The organism is Nocardioides jishulii, from assembly GCF_006007965.1.
Lineage (GTDB): Bacteria > Actinomycetota > Actinomycetes > Propionibacteriales > Nocardioidaceae > Nocardioides > Nocardioides jishulii.
In genome coordinates, this window is the sequence record NZ_CP040748.1 from 2271454 (window position 1) to 2295758 (window position 24305).

A 24305-nucleotide genomic window follows, 5' to 3' on the forward strand; every position below is an offset into this window, starting at 1 on the left:
CGGCTCAGGCTCCGGTCGGGTGAAGCGCCCGCACCGGAGCCAGACCCTCGACGCCCGCTCCGCCGCCCACGGCGGGGCGGGCGTTCTGCTTGACCACGGGCCGCGCAGAGATCGCCGGCGCCCCGGAGACGAGCATCTGGCGCCACTGCGCCTTCGTGTGGCGGTTGGGTGCACTCGTACGCATGAACTCGCGCACGATCTGGACGAACCGCTCCGGGTGGTCGCGGTGCGGGAAGTGGCCAGAGTCGGCGATGACCTCGACGGTGGCCCACGGCGCCAGCTCGGCGGCCCGCTCGGCGTGACGCACGGGGATCACGTGGTCCTGCGACCCCCACACCACGCACATCGGCAGACCGCTGGTCAGGTAGGCGCGGTCGGCCATCGTCACCAACTGGCCACGGAAGTCGACGACCGCCCGCACCACGTGGCGGGTGGCCGCGCGGGCGCGCGGGTCGGCCAGGCCCTCGTACACGCGGGCGACCTCGGCGAGGTCCCGCGTGTGCGGCAGCCCGGTCGCCGAGAGCACGCGCAGCGCCGCAGCGTTGACGTGGCGTACGACCGGCACGGTGAGCGCCCCCATGACGTGGTGGAAGCCGGGGGCGGTGATCGCGCGGATTGCTGGCGTCACCTCGCGCCCCAGCCCTCCCGAGGAGACGAGCACGATCCGCTCCGTCCTCCCGGGGAACTGGTAGGCGAACTGCATGGCAACGCCCCCGCCGAAGCTGTGCCCCACCACGGTGACTCGTTCGATCTGCAGGACGCTGAGCAGGTCGCGCATGCCGTTGGCGTAGCCGCCGAGGCTGTAGTCCGCACGCGGCTTGTCCGAGGCTCCGTGGCCGAGCAGGTCCGGGACGACGACGGTGTGGTCGCGCGCCAGGTCGTCGACCACCTGGTCCCACGTGTGGTGGTCGCAGCCGATGCCGTGGAGCAGCAGGAGCGCGGGCCCGTGCCCGGCTCTCAGGTAGGCGCGGCGGTGGCCGTTGATCGTCACGTACTGGATCTCGTGCGAGTTGCCCATGGGTGTCTCCCGGTGTGCGGGCCACTCCGCGACCACCTGTCGGTGAACCGTGGATGAACACGCAAAAGTGTGTCACCTCACAGGCGGACCCAGCAGAAGTTCCTCAGGATTGGCCTGATCTGCCCCACCGACGCCGGGGAGCGAGCGTCGCACCCACTAACCTCGACCCCGTGGACACCGACCCCCGAGAGACCGCCACGAACGAGCTCGCCCGGGTTGCCCACGCCCTGGCCCGCGCCAGTGGCGCCATGAGCACCGCGGCCACCGCTCGGATGGACCGCGACATGCCGTGGTTCAGCGACCTGAGCGCGTCTGACCGCTCCTGGGTCGGTCTCATCGTCCACGCCGGCATCCAGAACTTCGTCGACTGGCTGCGCTCCAGCGCCGCCAGTCGCGACAGCGGCGGCCCCGACGGGCACTCCCTGGCGACCGCCGTCTTCGGCGCGGCACCGCGCGAGCTGGCGGGCGTGATCACGCTGCGCCAGACGGTCGACCTGATCCGCCTCAGCATCGACGTGGTGGAGAGCCACATCGACGAGAGCGTGCCCACCGAGGACGCCCCGCTCGTCCACCGAGCCGTGCTGCGCTACGGCCGCGAGGTCGCCTTCGCCACGGCCGAGGTCTACGCCCGGGCGGCTGAGTCGCGCGGCGCCTGGGACGCCCGCCTCGAGGCGCTGGTCGTCGACGCGGTGCTGCGCGCGGAGCCGGACGACTCCCTGCTGTCACGCGCCAACGCCCTGGGGTGGAACTCCCTCGACGGGGTGGCCGTCGTGATGGGGGCCTCCCCCGACCGGCGCACCGACAGCGACGCCTTCGACGGCGTACGTCGTGCCGCGGCCGCGGCGGGAGCCGACGCGCTCTGCGCCGTGCAGGGAGACCGGCTCGTGGTGGTGCTCGGCGGGGTCAGCGACGCCCTGGTGGGGGCGTCGAGCGTCGTGGACTTCTTCGGCGACGGCCCCGTCGTCGTGGGACCGGTGACCTCGGGCCTGGGATCGGCGCACGTCTCGGCCAGGGCTGCCCTCTCGGCCCACCGCGCCAGCACGGGGTGGCCCCAGGCGCCGCGGCCCGTCCGCAGCCTCGACCTGCTCGCCGAACGCACCCTCGCCGGCGACGGTCACGCCCGCCGCCACCTCGTCGAGTCGGTCTACCTCCCCCTCGCCTCGCCCAAGCGCTCGCTGGTGGAGACCCTGACGGCGTGGTTCGACGCCGGAGGCTCGACGGAGGCGGCTGCACGCAACCTCTTCGTGCACCCCAACACCGTGCGCTACCGCCTGCGCCAGGTCGCCGACATGACAGGGCTGAGCCCGACCGTGGCGCGCGACGCGTTCACGCTGCAGATCGCCCTGGTGCTGGGTCGGCAGTCTGGACGACTCCCCGAAGCCCCTCTTTTGTAGGAACCACACAAACAATCGCCCCGGTTTTTCGTCCCGGCCCACGGCGAACGCGCGCCTCGCCACAGGCAGAGTGGTCCTCGTGCTCGTGATCGTCGCCCCAGGCCAAGGTGCCCAGACCCCCGGATTCCTCACCCCGTGGTTGGAGGACCCCACTTTCCGTACCCGCTTCGAGTGGCTCTCCTGCGTGGCCGGGATCGACCTCGTCACCCACGGGACCGTCTCCGACGCCGAGACCATCCGGGACACCCAGATCGCCCAGCCGCTGCTGGTCGCCACCGGACTCGTCGCCGCCCTCGAGCTCTTCCCGCACCCGGCGGACGCCTTCAGCAAGGTCGGCGCCGTCGTCGGTCACAGCGTGGGTGAGTTGACGGTCGCTGCCGGTGCCCGGGTGATCACCGCGGAGCAGGCCATGGTCCTGGTCCGCGAGCGTGGACTGGCCATGGCTAGCGCCTCGGCCCTCACCCCCACGGGCATGACCGCGGTGCTGGGGGGCGACCGCGACGAGGTGCTCTCCTGCCTGGAGCGCCACGGCCTCACCGCCGCCAACGACAACGGCCCCGGACAGGTCGTCGCCGCCGGCACCCTCGAGCAGCTCGCGGCGTTCGCCGCTGACCCGCCCTCGGGTGCCCGCCTCAGGCCCCTGAGCGTCGCCGGCGCCTTCCACACCGCCCACATGGAGCCGGCCGTCACCCACGTCGCCGCCCTGGCCCGGTCGGTCTCGACGCACGACCCGCGTACGCGCCTGGTCTCCAACCGCGACGGACAGGTCGTCCACGACGGAGACGAGGTCGTCTCGCGGATCGTGGGCCAGATCGCCAGCCCCGTGCGGTGGGACCTCTGCATGGAGACCCTCGCCGACCTCGGCGTCACGGGTGTGCTGGAGATGCCGCCGGCCGGCACGCTCACCTCGATCATCAAGCGCAACCTCAAGGGCGTGGAGACCTTCGCCCTGAAGACCCCGGACCAGCTCGACGCCGCGCGCGACTTCTGCGACCGTCACGGCGAGGCCTCCCCCATCGAGACCTCCCCCACCTGGCGCATGGTCGTCGCACCGTCGAAGGGCACCTTCCACCGTGCCCCCGACGACGGCCACGTCGACCGGTTCGACGCAGGCTCCGTGATCGGCGACGTCGCCAGCACCCGTGACCGCAGCGCGGTGCGCGCCGTGCACGGTGGCCGCGTCGTGGAGTGGCTCGTCGAGGACGGCGACCTGGTCTCCCCCGGTCAGCCGCTGCTCAGGCTCCACCCGGAGGGCGTGGCATGACGCTGGTCTCCCCGCTGGCCACCACGACCGGCGCCGCGGCCAGCCGCATTCTGGGCCTGGGCTCCTACCGGCCCAGCCGCGTGGTGCCCAACGCCGACATCGTCGGGGCGATCGACTCGAGCGACGAGTGGATCCAGCAGCGCTCGGGCATCCGCCAACGCCGCTGGGCCGCTGACCACGAGACCGTGCAGATGATGGCCGTCGAGGCGTCCCGCCAGGCGCTGCGACGCTCCGGCCTGAGCGCCACGGACATCGACTGCGTCATCGTCGCCACGGTCTCGCACCTGCTCCAGACCCCGGCCGTGGCCACTGCCGTCGCCCACGAGCTCGGCACCGACCACGCCGCGGCGTTCGACGTCTCCGCCGCCTGTGCCGGCTTCTGCCACGGCGTAGCACTGGCAAGCGACCTGGTCCGGGCCGGCAGCGCCACCCACGTGCTGGTCGTCGGGGTCGAGAGACTCAGCGACCTCACCGACCTGGACGACCGCGGCACGGCCTTCATCTTCGCGGACGGCGCCGGCGCCGCCGTCGTGGGCCCGAGCGACACCCCGGGCATCGGCCCGGTCGTGTGGGGCTCCGACGGCGAGCAGTTCGACCTGATCCGCCAGCGCGAGGACTGGCGCGACGTCGTCGGCAGCGACACGGCTCCCGGCAGCGGCGTGATGCCCTACCTCACGATGCAGGGCAACCCCGTCTTCCGCTGGGCCTCGTTCGCCATGGCGAAGACTGCCCACCAGGCCCTCGAGAAGGCCGGCATCACGGCCGACCAGCTCGACGTCTTCGTCCCGCACCAGGCCAACATGCGCATCATCGACGCGATGGCGCGCTCCATGAAGCTTCCTCCGCGCGTGCGCATCGCCCGTGACATCGCCGAGCAGGGCAACACCTCCGCCGCGTCCGTCCCCCTCGCACTCGACCGGATGATGGCCGACGGCGAGGCCCGGTCGGGTGACGTCGCCCTGCTGATCGCCTTCGGCGCCGGACTGGCGTACGCCGCCCAGGTCGTCGTCGTTCCCTGAGGGCAGCGCGACTCCGCCGCGCCCCTCCCACCGTTGTTCTCCCCTGTTGTCCCATCACCCAAGTAGAGAAGGAAGCCACGACATGGCCACCACCGAAGAGATCCGCTCCGACCTCGCCGAGATCGTCAACGAGGTCGCCGGCGTCGACACCGCCGACGTCCAGCTCGACAAGTCCTTCGTCGACGACCTCGACGTCGACTCCCTCTCCATGGTCGAGGTCGTCGTGGCCGCCGAGGAGAAGTTCGGCGTCTCGATCCCGGACGACCAGGTCAAGAACCTCAAGACCGTCGGCGACGCCGTCGCCTTCATCGAGCAGGCCTCTGCCTGACCTCAGGCCTCACCCACCCGCTCGCAACGCCCCAGGAGTCCCCATGTCAGCCTCCCGTGTCGTCGTCACCGGACTCGGAGTCACCTCTCCGGTCGGCGGCGACGTTCCCACCACCTGGTCCGCCCTCCTCGCCGGCACCTCAGGTGTCTCCCAGCTCACCGAGGAGTGGGCCGAACCACTCGGCGCACGCATCGCCGCCCGCGTGGCGGTCGAGCCCGGTGAGGTGCTGGACCGCGTGAAGGCTCGACGCATGGACCGCTCCGGCCAGCTGGCCGTGGTCGCCGCCACCGAGGCATGGGCCGACGCCGGACTCGCCGAGTCCGGCGTCGCCCCCGAGCGACTGGCCGTGGCCGTCGCCTCGGGCATCGGTGGCGTCACCACGCTGCTGGGCAACTACGACTCGCTGCTCGAGAAGGGGCCCCGGCGGGTCTCCCCCCTGGCGATCCCGATGCTGATGCCCAACGGCCCCGCTGCGGCCATCGGCCTGATGCTCGGGGCGAGGGCGGGCGTCCACACCCCGGTCTCCGCCTGTGCGTCGGGCAACGAGGCGATCGCCCTGGGCATCGACCTGATCCGTCTGGGTCGCGCCGACGTCGTCGTCTGCGGCGGCACGGAGGCCGCGGTCCACGCCCTCCCCATGGCTGCCTTCGGGCAGATGATGGCGCTCAGCAAGCGCAACGACGACCCCGCCGCCGCCTCGCGGCCATGGGACAAGGGTCGCGACGGCTTCGTCCTCGGCGAAGGCGCAGCCGTGCTCGTCCTCGAGTCCGAGGAGCACGCCAGGGCCCGCGGCGCAAAGGTGTACGCCCAGGCCGCCGGCGCCGGGATCACCTCCGACTCCCACGACATCGCCCAGCCTGACCCGGCCGGTGCCGGCGCCACCCGGGCGATGGGCATCGCCCTGCGCGAGGCAGACCTCGCAGCAGGAGACGTCGTCCACGTCAACGCCCACGCCACGTCGACCCCGCAGGGTGACGTCGCCGAAGCCCTGGCGATCCGCACCGCCCTCGGCGAGTCGACCGAGGCCGTGGTCACCTCGACCAAGTCGATGACCGGCCACCTGCTCGGCGCCGCCGGCGCCCTGGAGTCGGTCGCCACGATCCTCGCGTTGCACCACCGCACGGTGCCGGCCACGATCAACCTCGACGATCCCGAGGACGTCGGCCTCGACCTCGCGCACAGCCAGCGCTCGCTCCCCGAGGGTGACCTCGCGGCGCTCAACAACTCGTTCGGCTTCGGCGGCCACAACGTCGCCCTGGCCTTCAGGACCGTCTGATGACCACCACGACCGGTGCACGCACCGTGACCAAGGCGCCCCGCGAGGACGACCTCCGCAACCCTGTCCACCGGCTCACGGCTCTGTTCGACGAGGGCACTGTCGAGTTCCTGAGCCCGTTCGACGACTCCGGCATGATGTCCGCGGTCGGCACCGTCCACGGCGCGCGCGCCGTCGCCTTCTGCTCCGACCCGACGGTGATGGGCGGGGCCATGGGCAACGATGGCTGCCGTGTGGTCGTGGAGGCGTACGACCGTGCGCTCGCCGACGGCGTGCCGATCATCGGCCTGTGGCACTCCGGAGGCGCCAGACTGGCCGAGGGGGTGCTGTCGTTGCACGCGGTCGGACTGATCTTCCACGCGATGACCCGCGCCTCCGGCAAGATCCCCCAGATCTCCGTCGTCCTCGGCCCGGCGGCCGGCGGCGCGGCCTACGGCCCCGCACTGACCGACGTGGTCATTCTCGGCCCTGAGGGACGCATCTTCGTGACCGGACCCGACGTGGTCCGCTCGGTCACCGGCGAGGACGTCGACATGCTGCGCCTGGGAGGTCCCGAACCCCACGGCCGTCGCTCCGGCGTCGTGCACGTCCTGACCGACACCGAGCGGGAGGCGCTCGACTCCGCCCGGGACGTCGCCTCGCTGCTCGGCGACCAGGGGACGCTTGCCACCGACGCCGTCGACGACGTCGACCTGGCCGCCTACCTGCCGGAGAACAAGAAGCGCGCCTACGACGTGCACCCGCTGGTCGAAGGGGTGCTCGACGAGGGCAGCGCACGCGAGCTCCACGCCCGCTGGGCGCCCAACGTCGTCACCGTACTCGGTCGCCTGGGCGGCCGTACGGTGGGCGTCATCGCCAACAACCCCCTGCGACTGGGCGGCTGCCTGGACTCGCTCTCGGCGGAGAAGGCCTCACGCTTCGTGCGTCTGTGCGACGCCCTGGGCATCCCCCTGGTCGTGCTCGTCGACGTGCCGGGCTACCTCCCGGGCGTCGGACAGGAGTGGGACGGGGTCGTACGCCGTGGCGCCAAGCTCCTCCACGCCTTCGCCGAGTCGGTGGTCCCCCGGGTCACGGTGGTGACCCGCAAGACCTACGGAGGCGCCTACATCGCCATGAACGCCCGGTCGCTCGGCGCCACCAAGGTGTTCGCCTGGCCCGGAGCCGAGGTGGCGGTCATGGGACCGGTCGCCGCGGTCCGCATCATCCACCGGCGCAAGCTGGCCGAGGTCCCGGTCGACCTCCGTCCGCAGGTGGAGGCGGAGCTGGCCGCTGAGCACGAGCGCATCGCGGGCGGCGTCGACAAGGCGGTGGAGATCGGGGTCGTGGACGAGGTCGTCTCCCCCGCCCACACGCGCCGCGCCATCGCCGTCGCCATCGCCGAGGCCCATGCCCTGCACGGACCGGTCCGGGGACAGCACGGGAACATCCCCCTCTGACCCTGTCGACACAAATGACGAAGGCGGCCCTCCCGTAGGAGGGCCGCCTTCGTCGTCGTGTGCGGTCGGTGGCTGCTCAGACCACCGAGGGGAGTCTCAGACGACCTGGTGGAGCCAGCGGACGGGGGCGCCCTCACCGGCGTACCGGAAGGACTCCAGCTCGTCGTCCCACGGCTTGCCGAGCAGCTTGTCCACCTCGAGCTCGAGGGTGGTCTCGCCGTTCCCGGCCTTCACCATCACGGAGCGCAGACGGTCCTCGGGGATCATGATGTCGCCGTGCAGCCCGGTGACGGCGTGGAAGACGCCGAGCTCGGGCGTGAACGAGTAGCGGGAGCCCTCGGTCGACGCCGTGGGCTCCTCCGTGATCTCGAACCGCAGGTGGTTCCATCCGCGCAGCGCAGAAACGATCGCAGCAGCGGTCCCGGCCGATCCGGTCCAGGAGAGCTCGGCACGGTAGGTGCCGGGCTGTGCCGGCTGAGGGGTCCAGTCGAGACTCACGGCAGCGCCGAGCACGCCCCCCACAGCCCACTCGATGTGAGGGCTGAGCGCGGAAGGCGTTGAGTGCACGAACAGAATCCCCCGAGTGGCAGGTCCATTCGGGCGGGGTGCAGTACGTGAAGTCACCGTGTTCCTCCTTCATCTCCGGCGCGAGCTACGCCTTCCCCAGCGATCTCATGACCAGAAACGAATCGTGCACAGTGACACCTATGTAATTAGTCGCCCTATTCTGACCCACCGAGAAGAAGAAAACCAGCGCACACGCCCGGACACGCCGGATGTGTGCGCTGGTTGCACGATTCTTCTGGGCAGAACCCTCAGTCGCGACGCTTCTCGAGCACGTCGGCGCGGGCGCCGGCGTCGGTGATCTCGTCGCTGTCGATCGCCATGGTGCGGTGGAACCACATCAGGGCTTCCTCCTCGCGCCCAGCGCCCTCCAGGATGTCGGCGTACGCATAGCGCAGTCGTACGACCCAGGCGTCCCGCGTCTTGTGCATGAGCGGGGCGAGCTCGAGCGTACGCAGCGCAGCGTCGACCTGGCCCATGTCGCGACGGGCACCCGCCTCGACGATGGTCATCTCAGCCTTGGCCTCGGGCGAGAAGTTGGCGACCGACGGGCTCTTGGCCAGCTTGATCGCCTGCTCCGGCTGTCCGAGGGCGCGGTGGCAGTCCGCCATGATCGGCAGGTAGTCCGTGGCACCGTTCATCCGCTTGGCAGCACGCAGCTCAGCGAGCGCCTCGGCGTAGTGACCCGCGGCGTAGGCGGCCTCACCGGTCGCCTCGCGGACGACAGCGAGGCGCGAAGCACGAGCACGGGCCGCGAGCGTGTGCTGGTAGGCCACCTCGGGGTCGCTGTCGATGAGCATGCCGGCGGCGGCCAGGTGACGGGCGACGCGAGCAGCGAGCTTCTCCGGAAGACCCTTCAGCTGAGCCGTGATCGAACGATCGAGCTCCTTGCCGGTGATCTCCTCGGGCAACGGCGGGCCGTCGTAACGCTCCTGGTCGCGGGTGCGCTCCTCCTGGGTCCGCGCAGGACCCTGGCGGTCACGCGAATAGGGACGCTCACCACGAGCACCGCCACGCTCGCCCGACTTGGCGCCGTACGGCTTGCGGTCACGGCTGTCGCCGGACTTCGCACCGTACGGCTTGCGGTCGCCATCGCTGGACTTCGCGCCATAGGGCTTGCGGTCACGGCTGACACCGGACTTGGCACCGTACGGCTTGCGGTCACGGCTGTCACCGGACTTGGCACCGTAGGGCTTGCGGTCGCCATCGCTGGACTTCGCGCCATAGGGCTTGCGGTCACGGCTGTCACCAGACTTGGCACCGTAGGGCTTGCGGTCGCCATCGCTGGACTTCGCGCCATAGGGCTTGCGGTCACGGCTGACACCGGACTTGGCACCGTACGGCTTGCGGTCGCCATCACCAGACGTGGCACCGTACGGCTTGCGGTCACCATCGCCGGACTTCGCACCGTACGGCTTACGGTCACGGCTGTCACCATCTCGCGAACCGGCACTGCGCGGTCCGCCTTCGGAACGGGCGCTACCAGAACCACTTGCGGAGCGGGAACCCCCGACTCCTCCGCGACCGCTGCTCCTGGGTCCGTCTCCGCCTCGTGCGGGACGCTGACCACGACGCTCGTCGGCCATGGGATTCACCTCTTCAATCTCGTCGATCCACCCCGAGCGCGGTCGCGCAGGGGCAGAAAATGCAGCAGAGGCCACCCTAAGGGGTGGCCTCTGCAAAGTGTATGTCCGGCGGCGTCCTACTCTCCCACGACCTCTCGGTCGCAGTACCATCGGCGCTGAAAGGCTTAACTTCCGGGTTCGGGATGGGACCGGGTGTTTCCCTTTCGCTATGGCCGCCGTAACTCTTTCCAGTCCTGTCCAGGGACCCAGCTCGCGCCGGGTGGGGCGCGTGTGCGTGGGTGTGAGTGGGACCGAGTCCATTGTGTTGTTGTGTGGCCCTGCCTCCTGATGAAAAAGGAGACGGGTGTGTTGTCTGGGAACTGGTTAGTGGACGCGTGCGGTCTTCGCAACATGTGTTGCGTTGAGTGGTTTTGTACGGTGTTGGGACAAGCCCTCGGCCTATTAGTACCGGTCGGCTAGGCATTACTGCTGTACACCTCCGGCCTATCAACCCAGTGTTCTGCTGGGGGCCTTAACCACTCAAGGTGGTGGGAAACCTCATCTTGAAACATGCTTCCCGCTTAGATGCATTCAGCGGTTATCACTTCCGAACGTAGCCAACCAGCCGTGCCCCTGGCGGGACAACTGGCACACCAGAGGTTCGTCCACCCCGGTCCTCTCGTACTAGGGGCAGCCTTTCTCAAGTTTCCAACGCGCGCGGCGGATAGGGACCGAACTGTCTCACGACGTTCTAAACCCAGCTCGCGTGCCGCTTTAATGGGCGAACAGCCCAACCCTTGGGACCTACTCCAGCCCCAGGATGCGACGAGCCGACATCGAGGTGCCAAACCATCCCGTCGATATGGACTCTTGGGGAAGATCAGCCTGTTATCCCCGGGGTACCTTTTATCCGTTGAGCGACGCCGCTTCCACATGCCGACGCCGGATCACTAGTTCCGACTTTCGTCCCTGCTCGACATGTCTGTCTCACAGTCAAGCTCCCTTGTGCACTTACACTCGCCACCTGATTGCCAACCAGGCTGAGGGAACCTTTGAGCGCCTCCGTTACATTTTAGGAGGCAACCGCCCCAGTTAAACTACCCATCAGGCACTGTCCCTGATCCGGATTACGGACCTAGGTTAGACATCTAGTACGACCAGAGTGGTATTTCAACGTTGACTCCACAAACACTGGCGTGAATGCTTCACAGTCTCCCACCTATCCTACACAAGCCGAACCAAACACCAATACCAAACTATAGTAAAGGTCCCGGGGTCTTTCCGTCCTGCCGCGCGTAACGAGCATCTTTACTCGTAGTGCAATTTCGCCGAGTCCATGGTTGAGACAGCGCCCAAGTCGTTACTCCATTCGTGCAGGTCGGAACTTACCCGACAAGGAATTTCGCTACCTTAGGATGGTTATAGTTACCACCGCCGTTTACTGGGGCTTAAGTTCTCAGCTTCGACTTGCGTCTAACCGGTCCCCTTAACCTTCCAGCACCGGGCAGGAGTCAGTCCGTATACATCGTCTTACAACTTCGCACGGACCTGTGTTTTTAGTAAACAGTCGCTTGGGCCTGGTCTCTGCGGCCATCACCGCTGCCACTCGAAAAGAGTTTGACGGATCCGGCCCCCCTTCTCCCGAAGTTACGGGGGCATTTTGCCGAGTTCCTTAACCATGGTTCACTCGATCGCCTTAGTATTCTCTACCTGATCACCTGAGTCGGTTTGGGGTACGGGCGGCTCATAGCTCGCTAGAGGTTTTTCTCGACAGCATAGGATCATCCACTTCACCACTAATGGCTCCCCATCAGGTCTCAGACATACAGACGGCGGATTTGCCTACCGTCAGTCCTACACCCTTAGCCGTGGTCTACCATCGCCACGGTTGGACTACCTTCCTGCGTCACCCCATCGCTTGACTACTACTGGATCGGTTCCCGCGCTCCACACACACGTCCTCACCCCGAAGGGATCAGATCACGGCGCTTCGGACGGTTAGCATCACCAGCCTCGTCATGGGCGCTACTTCGCCGGTACGGGAATATCAACCCGTTGTCCATCGACTACGCCTGTCGGCCTCGCCTTAGGTCCCGACTTACCCAGGGCAGATTAGCTTGACCCTGGAACCCTTGATCATTCGGCGGAAATGTTTCTCGCATTTCATTCGCTACTCATGCCTGCATTCTCACTCGTGTGGCCTCCACGGCTAGATCACTCTGCCGCTTCACTGCCCACACGACGCTCCCCTACCCATCCACACACCTGGACCACGAAGGCCTAGCTTAATATGTGAATGCCATAGCTTCGGCGGATGACTTGAGCCCCGCTACATTGTCGGCGCGGAATCACTTGACCAGTGAGCTATTACGCACTCTTTCAAGGGTGGCTGCTTCCAAGCCAACCTCCTGGTTGTCAATGCGACTCCACATCCTTTTCCACTTAGTCACCGCTTAGGGGCCTTAGCTGATGGTCTGGGCTGTTTCCCTCTCGACTACGGAGCTTATCCCCCGCAGTCTCACTGCCACGCTCTCACTTACCGGCATTCGGAGTTTGGCTAACGTCAGTAACCTTGTAGGGCCCATCGGCTATCCAGTGCTCTACCTCCGGCAAGAAACACGTGACGCTGCACCTAAATGCATTTCGGGGAGAACCAGCTATCACGAAGTTTGATTGGCCTTTCACCCCTATCCACAGGTCATCCCCTCAGTTTTCAACCTAAGTGGGTTCGGTCCTCCACGCGGTCTTACCCGCGCTTCAACCTGCCCATGGATAGATCACTTCGCTTCGGGTCTAGAGCGTGCAACTGAATCGCCCTATTCGGACTCGCTTTCGCTACGGCTTCCCCACACGGGTTAACCTCGCTACACACCGCTAACTCGCAGGCTCATTCTTCAAAAGGCACGCCGTCACAAGAACAAGTTCTCGCTCCGACGGATTGTAGGCACACGGTTTCAGGTACTATTTCACTCCCCGCCAGGGGTACTTTTCACCTTTCCCTCACGGTACTTGTCCGCTATCGGTCACCAAGGAGTATTTAGGCTTAACGGGTGGTCCCGCCAGATTCACACGGAATTTCAGGGGTTCCGTGTTACTTGGGGTGACGCTCCAGAGACACACACTTACACGTACGGGGCTATCACCCTCTACGGCCAGGCTTTCCAACCTGCTTCGGCTTCGCGTGTGTTTTCTTACTCTGTACCACGCCGGCAGACGTGATCGAGCGGCCCCACAACCCCATGACTGCAACCCCTGCCGGGTATCAACAGCCATGGTTTGGCCTCTCCGATTTCGCTCGCCACTACTCTCGGAATCACTGTTGTTTTCTCTTCCTGTGGGTACTGAGATGTTTCACTTCCCCACGTTCCCTCCACTCACCCTATGTGTTCAGGTGAGGGTAACTGGACATGACTCCAGCTGGGTTTCCCCATTCGGACACCCCCGGATCACAGCTCGGTTGCCAACTCCCCGGGGCTTATCGCAGGCTCCTACGTCCTTCATCGGCTCTTGGTGCCAAGGCATCCACCGTGTGCCCTTAGTAGCTTGTCTCAACAACGTCAGAACAACTCAACGCGTCAACACATACATTTACTGCTACAAAGACCAACCACCACACCACAATCAGGTGCGATGGCTCATTTGCTTATTGCACATCCATGCTCCACCACCAGCCACACCCAACCCCTCCAACGAGGAACCAGGCGAACCAATCGTGAGCATGGGATGCTCGCGTCCACTATCCAGATCTCAAACAACAACCCCACCAACCCCATCCACCAGGCAACAACCCGGCATCAGGCGAAGGAGGCCAGAAGAACCAACCACCACACCCTCAGGTGCGATCGTTCGATCCTTCAGGACCCAACAGCGTGTCACGACCCTCCCCCTACCCACCAACTGCTCACTTTCCACACACACCCCCCGAAGGAGACATGCCGTACTGAGAACAACTGGTCGACCAGGTTCAAGCCATTCATCGACGATTCCACTAGTGAGACACCACCATGCGCACCCATACATTCGATGGGCGTCGGGGTGTGTGCTCCTTAGAAAGGAGGTGATCCAGCCGCACCTTCCGGTACGGCTACCTTGTTACGACTTCGTCCCAATCGCCAGCCCCACCTTCGACGGCTCCCTCCACAAGGGTTGGGCCACCGGCTTCGGGTGTTGCCGACTTTCGTGACGTGACGGGCGGTGTGTACAAGGCCCGGGAACGTATTCACCGCAGCGTTGCTGATCTGCGATTACTAGCGACTCCGACTTCATGGGGTCGAGTTGCAGACCCCAATCCGAACTGAGACCGGCTTTTTGGGATTCGCTCCCCCTCACGGGATCGCAGCCCTTTGTACCGGCCATTGTAGCATGCGTGAAGCCCTGGACATAAGGGGCATGATGACTTGACGTCATCCCCACCTTCCTCCGAGTTGACCCCGGCAGTCTCCTATGAGTCCCCACCATTACGTGCTGGCAACATAGGACGAGGGTTGCGCTCGTTGCGGGACTTAACCCAACATCTCACGACACGAGCTGACGACAGCCATGCACCACCTGTACACCGACTAAAAGGGGCTCTATCTCTAGAGCTTTCCGGCGTATGTCAAACCCAGGTAAGGTTCTTCGCGTTGCATCGAATTAATCCGCATGCTCCGCCGCTTGTGCGGGCCCCCGTCAATTCCTTTGAGTTTTAGCCTTGCGGCCGTACTCCCCAGGCGGGGCGCTTAATGCGTTAGCTGCGGCACGGAACCCATGGAATAGGCCCCACACCTAGCGCCCAACGTTTACGGTGTGGACTACCAGGGTATCTAATCCTGTTCGCTCCCCACACTTTCGCTCCTCAGCGTCAGGTAATGCCCAGAGAACCGCCTTCGCCACCGGTGTTCCTCCTGATATCTGCGCATTTCACCGCTACACCAGGAATTCCGTTCTCCCCTGCATACCTCTAGTCTGCCCGTATCGGAAGCAAGCTCAGAGTTAAGCCCTGAGTTTTCACTCCCGACGCGACAAACCGCCTACGAGCCCTTTACGCCCAATAATTCCGGACAACGCTCGCACCCTACGTATTACCGCGGCTGCTGGCACGTAGTTGGCCGGTGCTTCTTCTGTAGGTACCGTCACTTGCGCTTCGTCCCTACTGAAAGAGGTTTACAACCCGAAGGCAGTCATCCCTCACGCGGCGTTGCTGGATCAGGCTTTCGCCCATTGTCCAATATTCCCCACTGCTGCCTCCCGTAGGAGTCTGGGCCGTGTCTCAGTCCCAGTGTGGCCGGTCACCCTCTCAGGCCGGCTACCCGTCGAAGCCTTGGTGAGCCATTACCTCACCAACAAGCTGATAGGCCGCGAGCACATCCTCCACCGCCGGAACTTTCCACCCCCAACCATGCGGAAGGGAGTCATATCCGGTATTAGCCACCGTTTCCGGTAGTTATCCCGAAGTGAAGGGCAGATTACTCACGTGTTACTCACCCGTTCGCCGCTCGTGTACCCCGAAGGGCCTTACCGCTCGACTTGCATGTGTTAAGCACGCCGCCAGCGTTCGTCCTGAGCCAGGATCAAACTCTCCATTGAAAAACAAACCCCACCAGACAAAGCCTGGCGAGAAAAAGAGAGCCACATCCATGACAGAACAAACCCCGACAATTTACGTTGTCAGAATTCATTGTCAAAGAAACCATCAACACACTCCCGAAGAAGTAGTGCCGACGGGGCATTCAAACTAATTCGTCGACTATGACACACTGTTGAGTTCTCAAGGATCAAACGCTTGTCCGTGCTTTCCCTCTCGGGGCCGCTGCGGCGCTTGTCGAAACTTTAGCGAGTAGTTTCTGCGAATTCAAATCCGCGTCTCTCTCGCTTTCTCCCTGGGGTCGCTCACGTTGGTCGATCCCGATCTTCGATCTAGGATCTCGCTGTGTGGGCGAGGGAGTCGGTTGCCTCCGACCTGGCTTCCGCCCTTCTGGGCTTCGTCCCGGTCACCTTCCCGGCAACAAGATGAAACATTAGGTCACGTCTCGCCGGGCACGCAACTCGGGGCGGGGTGACGGCGAGCACATTCACTGTTTCCGCTGGTCAGAGCCCGTTTCTGGACACACAAAGGGCCGCCGACCACGCTCTGGAGCGCGGGCGGCGGCCCTCGACGTACGTCAGTGGCGGTCGTTCAGGAGGCCTGGACGCCTGCCAACTTCTTCTTGCCACGGCGTAGGACCAGCCATCCGCCGGCCACCAGGTCGTCGCGCGTGGGGACGAACTCAGGGTCCTCGACGCGGACGTTGTTGAGGTAGGCGCCGCCCTCGGCCACGGCACGCCGTGCCTCGCCCTTGCTCTTGGTCAGCCCCGTCTGCACGAACAGGTCCACCACCGAGGGGATGGCGTCCGCGGACACCTGCACCGAACCGGCCTCCGCCAGGGCGGCGCCCAGGGTGCTGGGCGGAAGGCTGCCGAGCTCTCCCCCACCGAACAGGGCCTCCGCAGCGCGCTTCGCCGCCTCGGTCTCGCGCTGCCCGTGGACCAGCGTCGTGACGGCGTCGGCGAGTGCCTTCTGTCCCGCGCGCAGGAACGGCTTCTCCGCCGTCTGCGCCGCGAGCTCCTCGATCTCCTCGCGGGGGATGAAGGTGAAGATCTTCAGCAGCTCGACGACCTTCTCGTCCTCGACGTTGAGCCAGAACTGGTGGAAGGCGTACGGCGACATCATCTCGGGGTCGAGCCACAACGCCCCGCCCTCGGTCTTGCCGTACTTGGTGCCGTCCGTCTTGGTGATGAGCGGCGTCGTGAAGGCGTGCGCCTTGCCCCCCGCCGCGCGACGAATCAGCTCGACCCCGCTGCTGAGGTTGCCCCACTGGTCGGAGCCGCCGAACTGGAGCGTCACGCCGTGGTCGCGGTAGAGGTTGAGGAAGTCCATGGACTGGAGCAGGACGTAGCTGAACTCGGTGTAGCTGATCCCCTCCTCCAGGCGGGACCTCACCACGTCGCGGGCCAGCATCCGGTTGACCGGGAAGTGCTTGCCCACGTCGCGCAGGAAGTCGATGACCGAGAGCGATGCCGTCCAGTCGTAGTTGTTGACCATCGTCGCCGCGTTGTCTCCCTCGAAGGAGAGGAACGGCTCGATCTGACGACGGACGCGCTCGACCCAGTCCTTGACGGTGTCGAGGGAGTTGAGCGTGCGCTCACCGGAGTCGCGGGGGTCACCGATCATGCCGGTGGCGCCACCGACCAGGGCGAACGGCGTGTGACCGGCCTCCTGCAGGCGCTTGGCGGTCACGATCTGCACCAGGTTGCCCATGTGCAGGCTGGGCGCGGTCGGGTCGAAGCCGACATAGAACCGGACGCTCCCCTCGTCCAGCGCCGTACGCAGCGCGTCGAGGTCGGTCGAGTTGGCCACCAGGCCACGCCACTCGAGGTCGTCCAGGATGTTCGGGGTCGACACGATCGTTCCTTCCGGTGAGCCGACGCGGGTCTGGTTCGCGGTGCGCCGGGCACTCCTAGCCTGCCAGATCGGCCGGTGCTGGTGCCCGTTGCCTAGGCTGCTCGGGTGAGTGCGGGCAGGTACACCTTCGAGCACGGGATCGGTCGCGGAGCGAGCGGTGCCGTGTGGTCCGGCCACGACACGGTGCTCGGGCGCAAGGTCGCGCTCAAGCGCGTCGGCCTCCACGTCGGGGGCACCGGCCCCGACCTCCGACAGGCGGCCCGCGAGGCCCGGCTCGCCGCCTCCCTCAACCATCCGCACGTCGTGGGGGTCTTCGACCTCGTCGTCATCGGGGACGAGCACTGGCTGGTGATGGAGCACGTCGACGGTCAGACGCTCGCCCAGCTCGTACGCGACCAGGGCCCCCTGGAACCCCGGGAGGCGGCACGACTGATGGCCCAGGTGGCCGAGGCGCTCGGCGCCGCCCACCGTGCCGGCATCGTGCACCGCGACGTGAAGCCCTCCAACGTCATGGTCACCCGTGACGGCACCGCCAAGCTCACCGACTTCGGGATCGCCCGCACGGCGGACGACGCGTCACTGACCCAGACCGGCCTGGTGACCGGCTCCCCCGCCTACCTGTCCCCCGAGGTGGCCACCGGGTCGTCGGCCACCCCCGCCAGTGACGTGTGGGCCCTCGGGGCCACGCTCTACCACCTGCTCGCGGGACGCCCGCCCTACGACGTGGGCGACAACGTGCTCAGCACGATGTACCGCATCGTCCACGAGGTGCCGCCGCGACTGCCCGAGACCGGCCGGCTCAACGTCGTGCTCGAGCGCACGATGGCCCAGGACCCCGCCCAGCGGTGGACGGCCCGCCAGGTGCAGGAGGCCCTGACGCACATCGCCCGGAGCGAGCCGACCCCGACGCCGACGCATCTGGTCGCACCGCGACCGGGGCACACCACCGACACCCTGACGACTGCCTCGGTGTCGCTCGACCGCCCCGCCCGGGCGTACACGCCACGCAGGTCGCCGGGGCCCACCCCGCGTCGACGGCACCCGTGGCTCGTCCGAGGCCTCGTGGCGGCAGGAGTCGCGCTCTGCACGGTGGCCGCCTTCTACGTGGGTCTCGACGGTGCCCGTGACTCCACGACGCCGGACGACGTCAGGGCCGGTGACACCAGCGCCACGGGTACCGCGGCCAACCCCTCCGCCCCCACGGAAGCCGACCTGGAGTCGTTCGTCACCGACTACCTGGCCACCGTCACCGACGACCAGCGTGCGACCTGGGAGCGCCTCACCCCCGCGTTCCAGGAGCGGAGCAAGGGCTTCGCCTCGTACGCGGGGTTCTGGCAGACCGTCGAGTCGGCGACGCCGAGCAACGTACGCGCTGACGTGGACGCGATGACGGTCTCCTACGACGTGGTCTACCGGATGCGCGACGGAGAGCGCGTCTCCGACCAGGTCACCCTGGTCCTCGAGCGTGACGGGGACGAGCTGCTCATCGCCGACGAGTCCTGAGGCGGCTGCGTCCACCGCTGCCTAGACCGGCGCGATCGTCACCGGCCGGGTGTCGCGGGAGACGTCGGCTCCACTGATGACCTCGATCGCCCGGGTGAGGAGGTCGGCGCGCTCGGCCATCTCCTTGGTGCCGGGACGCTTGGGGGCCACGAGCGTGTGCAGGTGGACCTCCTGGGCGAGGCGTCCCTGGGCGTCGAGCAGCACCTCCATGGTGTGGGCCCGGGTGGAGGCGAGGCCCAGCGTCTCCTGGGCGCGGATGACGGCGACGACGCCGATCAACAGCCCGCGCAGCTCCTCGACCCGCATCTGGGTCAACGCGCCGGCGACGGCGAGGCGGAACTCGACCTCCGCCTCGCGCTCACCGGCGGCAGCGACTGCACCACTGGCCACCAGGGCGGTGCCGGCACCGGAGGCCAGGACGAGCGTCAGCATCCCGCCGACCATGCCGCCCGGGCCGAAGGCGGCCAGCGAGGCCGTGATGGCGGCGGCTCCCGCCAGGGCCGTGGGCAGGACGGCCCACAGACCGACGCCGGTCAGGGCGAGCAGCACCGCTCCTCCTCCGACCAGGTAGCCCCACCAGCGCCGACGGTCCGGAGTCAGGGCGTCCTGCGCGTGGTCGACGGCGGCCGCGACGACCGTGGCGAACTCGAGGTCACTGATGCTGCCCTCGCGACGGCGTACGCGGTTGAGCAGTGCGGTCAGGGCCTCGAGGCGGTGCGCCGGGTCAACGGCGATGTCGAACGGCGGCAGGGGGTTGGAGGCGTACCGCGAGACCACGAGGGGCAGGAGCTCGTCGTCGGACCAGACGTCACGCACCAGGTCGGAGGCGCGGTCGACGAAGTCGGTGATGGACGGGGGTGAGCCCAGCTCGGCCCGGGCCTCGTCGTCGGCCTGCTCCACCTCCTCGAGCACCCGCGTCGCGGCGATCCGGCGGGCCGTGTCGAACCGCCTGCGCCAGCTGAACTTCTTGGCTTGGCAGGTGCGTGAGAGCTGCTCGGCGTAGGCGAAACCAAGGAGCTGGAGGTCCCACCCCTCCCCCAACGGGCGGGCCGGAGGGTGCTCGGCGTCGGCGTCACGCACGCCGTAGAGGTGGTGCCCCAGCAGGGCGCCGACTGCCGGGTGCGAGGCGTAGCCACGCACGCTGTGCGTACGGATGTCGACCGAGACGTCGACGGCCATCGGGAAACGGGCTGCCACCCCGCGGCCGTAAGTCACGGCGTCACGCGGGTCGAACACGTTGATCCACGCGTCGACGCGGTCGTAGGGGAAGTCGGTGGCCAGGGAGCGCAACCGCTTCCACATGTCGGAGGCGAGCGGGCTGCCGAGAGTGACGAGGGCGCGTACGCGGGTGTGCGCCGGCAGGCGCGTGAGCAGGTCGGCGGCGATCACGCTGCCGAGGCTGTGGGCGACGACCACGATCTCGTCGGCGTCCGGGATCTGCTCGACCACCTCACGCAGGACGCTGGCCCGCACGCTGCGGTGGTGGGCGTAGATCTTGGCCTCGGTGAGGTCGCCGACGCGGGTGACCACGGAGGTCAGCGTGGCGTTGACGCCGTTGGGAGAGTGCCCGAAGTGCACGCCCCGGGCGCGGACCGACCACTGACGCAGGAACTGCGTGTTCTCCTCCTGCGTCACGGCGAACCTGCGCGCCGCCTCGTCCGTCTCGTCGGAGGCCTCCCACGTCTCCTTGACCTCGTCGGCCTTGGCTGCGCGACTGCCCGTGGGGGTCAGGAGCAGCGGCTGGTAGGTGACCGGGACGACGGTGTCGTACGTCGGGTCGATGGGCGAGTGCCCGGCCTGCACGAGTCCCACGTTGAGCGGATCGAGCCAGTCCTCGAGGGGTGTGACTCCACCGACCCCGTGGATGTAGACGATCGTGTTGCTCAACCCAGGTCTCCTCTCGCAGGCCGAGTAGGGCGGGTGGGGCTCGAACCCACGACCCAAGGATTATGAGTCCTCTGCTCTGACCGACTGAGCTACCGCCCCGCACGAGGCAGGGCCCCGAGCGGTGACGAGCCTAGTGGTTGGCAGGCGTTGACCTGCGCGGGTGTCCCCCGGATGATCGGCAGATGGAGCCCACTCCTCTTCTCCCGGTGACCGAGGACTGGCAGCGTGCCCTCTGCGTCGTCGCACACCCCGACGACATGGAGTTCGGTGGGGCAGCGGCCGTCGCGCGGTGGACCCGGCAGGGCAAGGAGGTCACCTACGTCATGGTGACCAGCGGTGAGGCCGGGATCGACTCGACGCCGCCTGAGCAGAGCCGTCCGCTGCGCGAGGCCGAACAGATCGTCTCTGCCCAGATCGTCGGCGTGCCCACGGTCGAGTTCCTGGGCCTGCCCGACGGGACCGTCGAGTACGGCGTCGAGCTGCGTCGCGTGATCGCCGAACAGGTGCGGCGCCACCGCCCCGAGGTCGTGATCACCCTCAACCACCGGGACTCCTTCGGCCCCGGCATGCTCAACCAGCCCGACCACGTCGCCGTGGGCCGCGCCGTCATCGACGCCGCCCGCGACGCCGGCAACCGGTGGATCTTCCACGAGCAGGTCGCCGCGGGACTCGGGCCGTGGGACGGCGTACGGCAGGTGTGGATCCTCGCCTCCCCCGAACCCACCCACGCCGTCGACACCACGGAGACCTTCGAGGTCGGTGTCGACTCCCTGCTCGCACACGCCGCGTACCTCGTCGGCCTCGGGTGGGACGAGGAGCGCGCCCGCACGATGCTCGAGACGTCGTCGCGCAGCGGCGGGGAGCGCCTCGGCACCCGCTACGCCGCCTCGGTCGAGGTGGTCGTCCTGCGGGAGCCCGACCAGGCCTGATCCCAGCAGGTCGTCCTGCGCCTCAACCGCCGCCTGATCGTCCCGGAAAAGCAAGAACCCCCTCCGCCCGTGGGCGGAGGGGGTTCTTGCTTCTGCTCCCCCGGTTGGACTCGAACCAACAACCCTCCGATTAACAGTCGAATGCTCTGCCAGTTGAGCTACAGGGGATCAGCTGCCCTCACGAGCAGCGAGAGGAACATTAGCAACACCTCGGCGCCGACACCAAAGCGGGGCCCCGGCGACTCGGACCCGTCAGGCCAGTCCGACCTCGTCCTTGGCCTGCGCCAGCGCAGCCGCCGCCGCCTCGCGCACACGAGGGTCGGTGGGGTCCACCGTGGCGTCGTACTCGTAGACCCACAGCGGGTCCGTGCCGCCGTGGGGACTGCGGCGTGCGATCACCCGCATCCCGCCTCCCGGCACGGCCACGTGCCGCTGCAGGACGATGCTCGCCGTCACGCGCTCGCGGACCAGCTCGAGCAGCAGGCGGGACTCCCCCAGCACGAACGCGGACTCCGGCCGCTCGGCTCCCCACTCCCCGACCTCACTCACCCGGAAGGTCGACGTCTCCGCGTCCCACTCGGCGGCCTCGACCAGCTCCCAAGGCACCCGGGTCGGGTCGGCACCGTCCGCCGGGACCACGTGGAGGGCGTCGCGGGTGCCGGCGATCACCGATCCGTCCTCGGCCACGGCGTGGGCGAGGATCCGCTCCCGCGGCAGCAGCGTCGGTACGTGGACCGCGTGGTCCCGCCTCCCCCACCTCATGCGCCCACCGCCTTGTCGGCGAGGCCGCGACGACGCTGCTCCAGGCTCCACAGCTCAGCCGACATCTGGTTGTACTCCTCCGAGGCGGGGTCGGTGCGTTGCAGGCGCGACTTCAGCGCGGCCGTGCTCCGCAGCAGCGTGAGCTCACGCAGGCGGTAGGCGTGGGCGAACATGTAGCTCTCGCCCGGCTCCCCCGAGGAACGCACGGGCTCGACCGCGAGCTCGGCGAAGGCGGCGGAGACCCACGGGTTCTGCAGGCCGGCTCGCACTCCGGTCGCCCAGCCGGGGTCCGTGGCGCCGGCCGTGGGGCCGCCGTGTGCGACCACTGCTTCCCACACCGCGCGGTAGGCGGGGTGCGTGAAGTCCTCGGACGTGACCTGCTCCATGCTGCGCTGGACGAGCTGCGGGTGCTGGAGGACGAGCTTGAGCGTCTCACGCTCGATCGAGAAGCGCGGGTCGCGCAGGGCTGGCATCGGAGCTCGCTCCGGGGCGGCCGGAGCGGCCGGAGCGGCCGGGGCCTCCCCGGGACGCTGGGGCGCCTCGCTGCCACGCGTACGCCGCTCGCGACCCCCCGCAGGCTTCTCGTTGCCCCACTTCTCGGCGCGGCGCACCTGGGCGCGCACCTCGTCGACGTCCATGCCGACCATGGCGGCGACCTCACGCGCGAAGGCATCGACCTTGGAACGGTCGCGCACGCTCGCCACGAGACGGGCGGCCTCGCGCATGGCGTCGACCCGGCCGTCGGCGCGGTCGAGGTCGTAGCGCGACACCACGTTGCCCAGGACGAAGCGGTAGAGGGGCGTGCGCTCGGCGACCAGGGCACGGACCGCCTCGTCGCCCTTGGCCAGGCGCAGGTCGCACGGGTCCATGCCAGAGGGTTCGACCGCGACGTAGGTCTGCGAGACGAAGTTCTGGTCGCCGTTGAAGGCACGCAGGGCCGCCTTCTGGCCGGCGGCGTCACCGTCGAAGGTGAAGATCACCTCGCCGCGGAGCCCGTCGCGGTCGTCCATGAAGCGGCGCAGCACGCGGGCGTGGTCGTCGCCGAACGCGGTGCCACAGGTGGCGACCGCGGTGGTGACGCCCGCCATGTGGCAGGCCATCACGTCGGTGTAGCCCTCCACGATGACGGCCTGGGAGCTCCGCGAGATCTCCTTGCGGGCGAGGTCGAGGCCGTAGAGCATCTGGGACTTCTTGTAGATCGGCGTCTCGGAGGTGTTGAGGTACTTCGCCTCGATGCGGTCGTCCTCGAAGATCCGGCGCGCACCGAAGCCGACGGTGTCGCCGTTGGACTCACGGATCGGCCACAGCAGTCGCCCGCGGAACCGGTCGTAGGCCGAGCGACCGACGGCGACGAGGCCGCTGGCGACCATCTCCTCCTGGCTGAACCCCTTCTGGCGCAGGAGCTGGGTCAGCGCCTCGCCGTCGCGGGGGGCGAAGCCGACGCCGAACATCTCGGCCGCCGCCTGGTCGAACCCGCGGTCGGAGAGGAACTGGCGTCCGGCCAGCGCGTCGCTCGAGGAGAGGTGGTCGGCGTAGAACTCCTGGGCGACCCGGTGGGCCTCCAGCAACCGACCACGCGCCGGACCGCGGGGTCGCTGCACCCCGTCGTCGCCGTCCTCGCGCCGCAGCTGCACGCCATACTTGTCCGCGAGGTGCTCCACCGCCTCGGAGAAGGCGAGCCCGTCGATCTTCATCAGGAAGGTGATCACGTCACCGCCCTCCTGGCACCCGAAGCAGTGGAAGAAGCCTCTGGAGGGGGTCACGTGGAAGGACGGCGACTTCTCGTCGTGGAAGGGGCACAGCCCCTTCATCGAGCCGCCACCGGCGTTGCGCAACGAGACGTAGGACGACACCACGTCGTCGATCCGGGCTCGTTCGCGCACCGTTGCGATGTCCTCGTCCCGAATGCGGCCTGCCACGTCGCGGAGTCTACGGCCACG

The 24305-nt window shown here is 67.5% G+C and carries 15 protein-coding genes, 2 tRNA genes and 3 rRNA genes; 8 read left to right on the plus strand and 12 right to left on the minus strand.

All coding sequences use genetic code 11. From position 1 onward, the window contains the following. Positions 1-4 precede the first annotated feature (4 nt). Entirely contained in the window at positions 5-1018 is a 1014-nt protein-coding gene (locus FCL41_RS10730) for an alpha/beta fold hydrolase (protein ID WP_137066016.1), read from the minus strand. A 170-nt stretch (positions 1019-1188) separates the two neighbouring features. Between FCL41_RS10730 and FCL41_RS10735 the strand changes: the two genes are divergently transcribed. The 6 genes from FCL41_RS10735 (at position 1189) to FCL41_RS10760 (ending at position 7735) form a co-directional block, all read left to right on the plus strand. Then, positions 1189-2412, plus strand: coding sequence for a PucR family transcriptional regulator (locus FCL41_RS10735; protein ID WP_239021616.1), 1224 nt, complete (start codon positions 1189-1191; stop codon positions 2410-2412). A 79-nt stretch (positions 2413-2491) separates the two neighbouring features. Beyond that, complete coding sequence (locus tag FCL41_RS10740) at positions 2492-3676, plus strand: acyltransferase domain-containing protein (protein WP_137066017.1); 1185 nt, start codon at positions 2492-2494, stop codon at positions 3674-3676. Next, positions 3673-4695, plus strand: coding sequence for a beta-ketoacyl-ACP synthase III (locus FCL41_RS10745; protein ID WP_137066018.1), 1023 nt, complete (start codon positions 3673-3675; stop codon positions 4693-4695). The genes FCL41_RS10740 and FCL41_RS10745 overlap by 4 nt, the downstream gene beginning before the upstream one ends. Before the next feature lie 82 nt (positions 4696-4777). After that, positions 4778-5023 (plus strand): acyl carrier protein, encoded by a 246-nt coding sequence (locus FCL41_RS10750; protein WP_135832665.1) that lies wholly within the window; start codon positions 4778-4780, stop codon positions 5021-5023. Positions 5024-5066: 43 nt separating this feature from the next. Next, on the plus strand, positions 5067-6299 hold the full coding sequence (locus FCL41_RS10755; protein WP_137066019.1) for a beta-ketoacyl-[acyl-carrier-protein] synthase family protein: 1233 nt from the start codon (positions 5067-5069) through the stop codon (positions 6297-6299). Next, positions 6299-7735: an acyl-CoA carboxylase subunit beta gene (locus FCL41_RS10760; RefSeq protein WP_137066020.1), complete on the plus strand. Its 1437-nt coding sequence runs from the start codon at positions 6299-6301 to the stop codon at positions 7733-7735. Before FCL41_RS10755 ends, FCL41_RS10760 begins: the two co-directional genes overlap by 1 nt. Before the next feature lie 96 nt (positions 7736-7831). Here the strand turns inward: FCL41_RS10760 and FCL41_RS10765 are convergent, their stop codons facing one another. From FCL41_RS10765 to tyrS, 6 genes are all read right to left on the minus strand, one after another. After that, complete coding sequence (locus tag FCL41_RS10765; RefSeq protein WP_137066021.1) at positions 7832-8359, minus strand: DUF3145 domain-containing protein; 528 nt, start codon at positions 8357-8359, stop codon at positions 7832-7834. Positions 8360-8550: 191 nt separating this feature from the next. Further along, entirely contained in the window at positions 8551-9885 is a 1335-nt protein-coding gene (locus tag FCL41_RS17480; RefSeq protein WP_239021617.1) for a tetratricopeptide repeat protein, read from the minus strand. 103 nt (positions 9886-9988) lie between these two features. Next, positions 9989-10105 (minus strand): 5S ribosomal RNA (gene rrf / locus FCL41_RS10775). Positions 10106-10306: 201 nt separating this feature from the next. Next, positions 10307-13413: ribosomal RNA gene (locus tag FCL41_RS10780) — 23S ribosomal RNA — on the minus strand. Between the two features lie 501 nt (positions 13414-13914). Further along, positions 13915-15429, minus strand: a 16S ribosomal RNA gene (locus tag FCL41_RS10785). Together the 16S, 23S and 5S rRNA genes form the textbook arrangement of a ribosomal RNA operon. Positions 15430-16018: 589 nt before the next feature. Beyond that, positions 16019-17284 (minus strand): tyrosine--tRNA ligase, encoded by a 1266-nt coding sequence (tyrS, locus tag FCL41_RS10790; protein WP_137066918.1) that lies wholly within the window; start codon positions 17282-17284, stop codon positions 16019-16021. Positions 17285-17389: 105 nt separating this feature from the next. Here tyrS and FCL41_RS10795 point away from each other — a divergent pair, with 105 nt between their 5' ends. Beyond that, positions 17390-18787 (plus strand): serine/threonine-protein kinase, encoded by a 1398-nt coding sequence (locus FCL41_RS10795; RefSeq protein WP_137066919.1) that lies wholly within the window; start codon positions 17390-17392, stop codon positions 18785-18787. A gap of 21 nt (positions 18788-18808) precedes the next feature. Here the strand turns inward: FCL41_RS10795 and FCL41_RS17085 are convergent, their stop codons facing one another. Both FCL41_RS17085 and FCL41_RS10805 read right to left on the minus strand, forming a co-directional pair. Further along, positions 18809-20674, minus strand: a complete 1866-nt coding sequence (locus FCL41_RS17085; RefSeq protein ID WP_170970323.1) for an esterase/lipase family protein — start codon at positions 20672-20674, stop codon at positions 18809-18811. Between the two features lie 25 nt (positions 20675-20699). Continuing rightward, positions 20700-20773: transfer RNA gene (locus FCL41_RS10805), tRNA-Ile, on the minus strand. Between the two features lie 83 nt (positions 20774-20856). Here FCL41_RS10805 and FCL41_RS10810 point away from each other — a divergent pair. Beyond that, complete coding sequence (locus FCL41_RS10810; RefSeq protein WP_137066920.1) at positions 20857-21603, plus strand: PIG-L deacetylase family protein; 747 nt, start codon at positions 20857-20859, stop codon at positions 21601-21603. Positions 21604-21698: 95 nt separating this feature from the next. Here FCL41_RS10810 and FCL41_RS10815 read toward each other — a convergent pair. The 3 genes from FCL41_RS10815 to dnaG form a co-directional block, all read right to left on the minus strand. Then, positions 21699-21771, minus strand: a tRNA-Asn gene (locus tag FCL41_RS10815). Positions 21772-21855: 84 nt separating this feature from the next. Further along, positions 21856-22365: a hypothetical protein gene (locus FCL41_RS10820; RefSeq protein ID WP_137066921.1), complete on the minus strand. Its 510-nt coding sequence runs from the start codon at positions 22363-22365 to the stop codon at positions 21856-21858. After that, positions 22362-24284 carry a DNA primase gene (dnaG, locus tag FCL41_RS10825; protein WP_137066922.1) on the minus strand — a complete coding sequence of 641 codons (1923 nt, stop codon included), beginning with the start codon at positions 24282-24284 and terminating at the stop codon, positions 22362-22364. The genes FCL41_RS10820 and dnaG overlap by 4 nt, the downstream gene beginning before the upstream one ends. Positions 24285-24305 lie beyond the last annotated feature (21 nt).

Coding starts and splice junctions, on each gene's coding strand:
- FCL41_RS10760 (WP_137066020.1), top strand. CDS start 6,299: ATGACCACCACGACCGGTGCACGCACCGTGACCAAGGCGCCCCGCGAG.
- FCL41_RS17480 (WP_239021617.1), bottom strand. CDS start 9,885: ATGGCCGACGAGCGTCGTGGTCAGCGTCCCGCACGAGGCGGAGACGGA.
- FCL41_RS10820 (WP_137066921.1), bottom strand. CDS start 22,365: ATGAGGTGGGGGAGGCGGGACCACGCGGTCCACGTACCGACGCTGCTG.
- FCL41_RS10745 (WP_137066018.1), top strand. CDS start 3,673: ATGACGCTGGTCTCCCCGCTGGCCACCACGACCGGCGCCGCGGCCAGC.
- FCL41_RS10730 (WP_137066016.1), bottom strand. CDS start 1,018: ATGGGCAACTCGCACGAGATCCAGTACGTGACGATCAACGGCCACCGC.
- FCL41_RS10750 (WP_135832665.1), top strand. CDS start 4,778: ATGGCCACCACCGAAGAGATCCGCTCCGACCTCGCCGAGATCGTCAAC.
- FCL41_RS10755 (WP_137066019.1), top strand. CDS start 5,067: ATGTCAGCCTCCCGTGTCGTCGTCACCGGACTCGGAGTCACCTCTCCG.
- FCL41_RS10810 (WP_137066920.1), top strand. CDS start 20,857: ATGGAGCCCACTCCTCTTCTCCCGGTGACCGAGGACTGGCAGCGTGCC.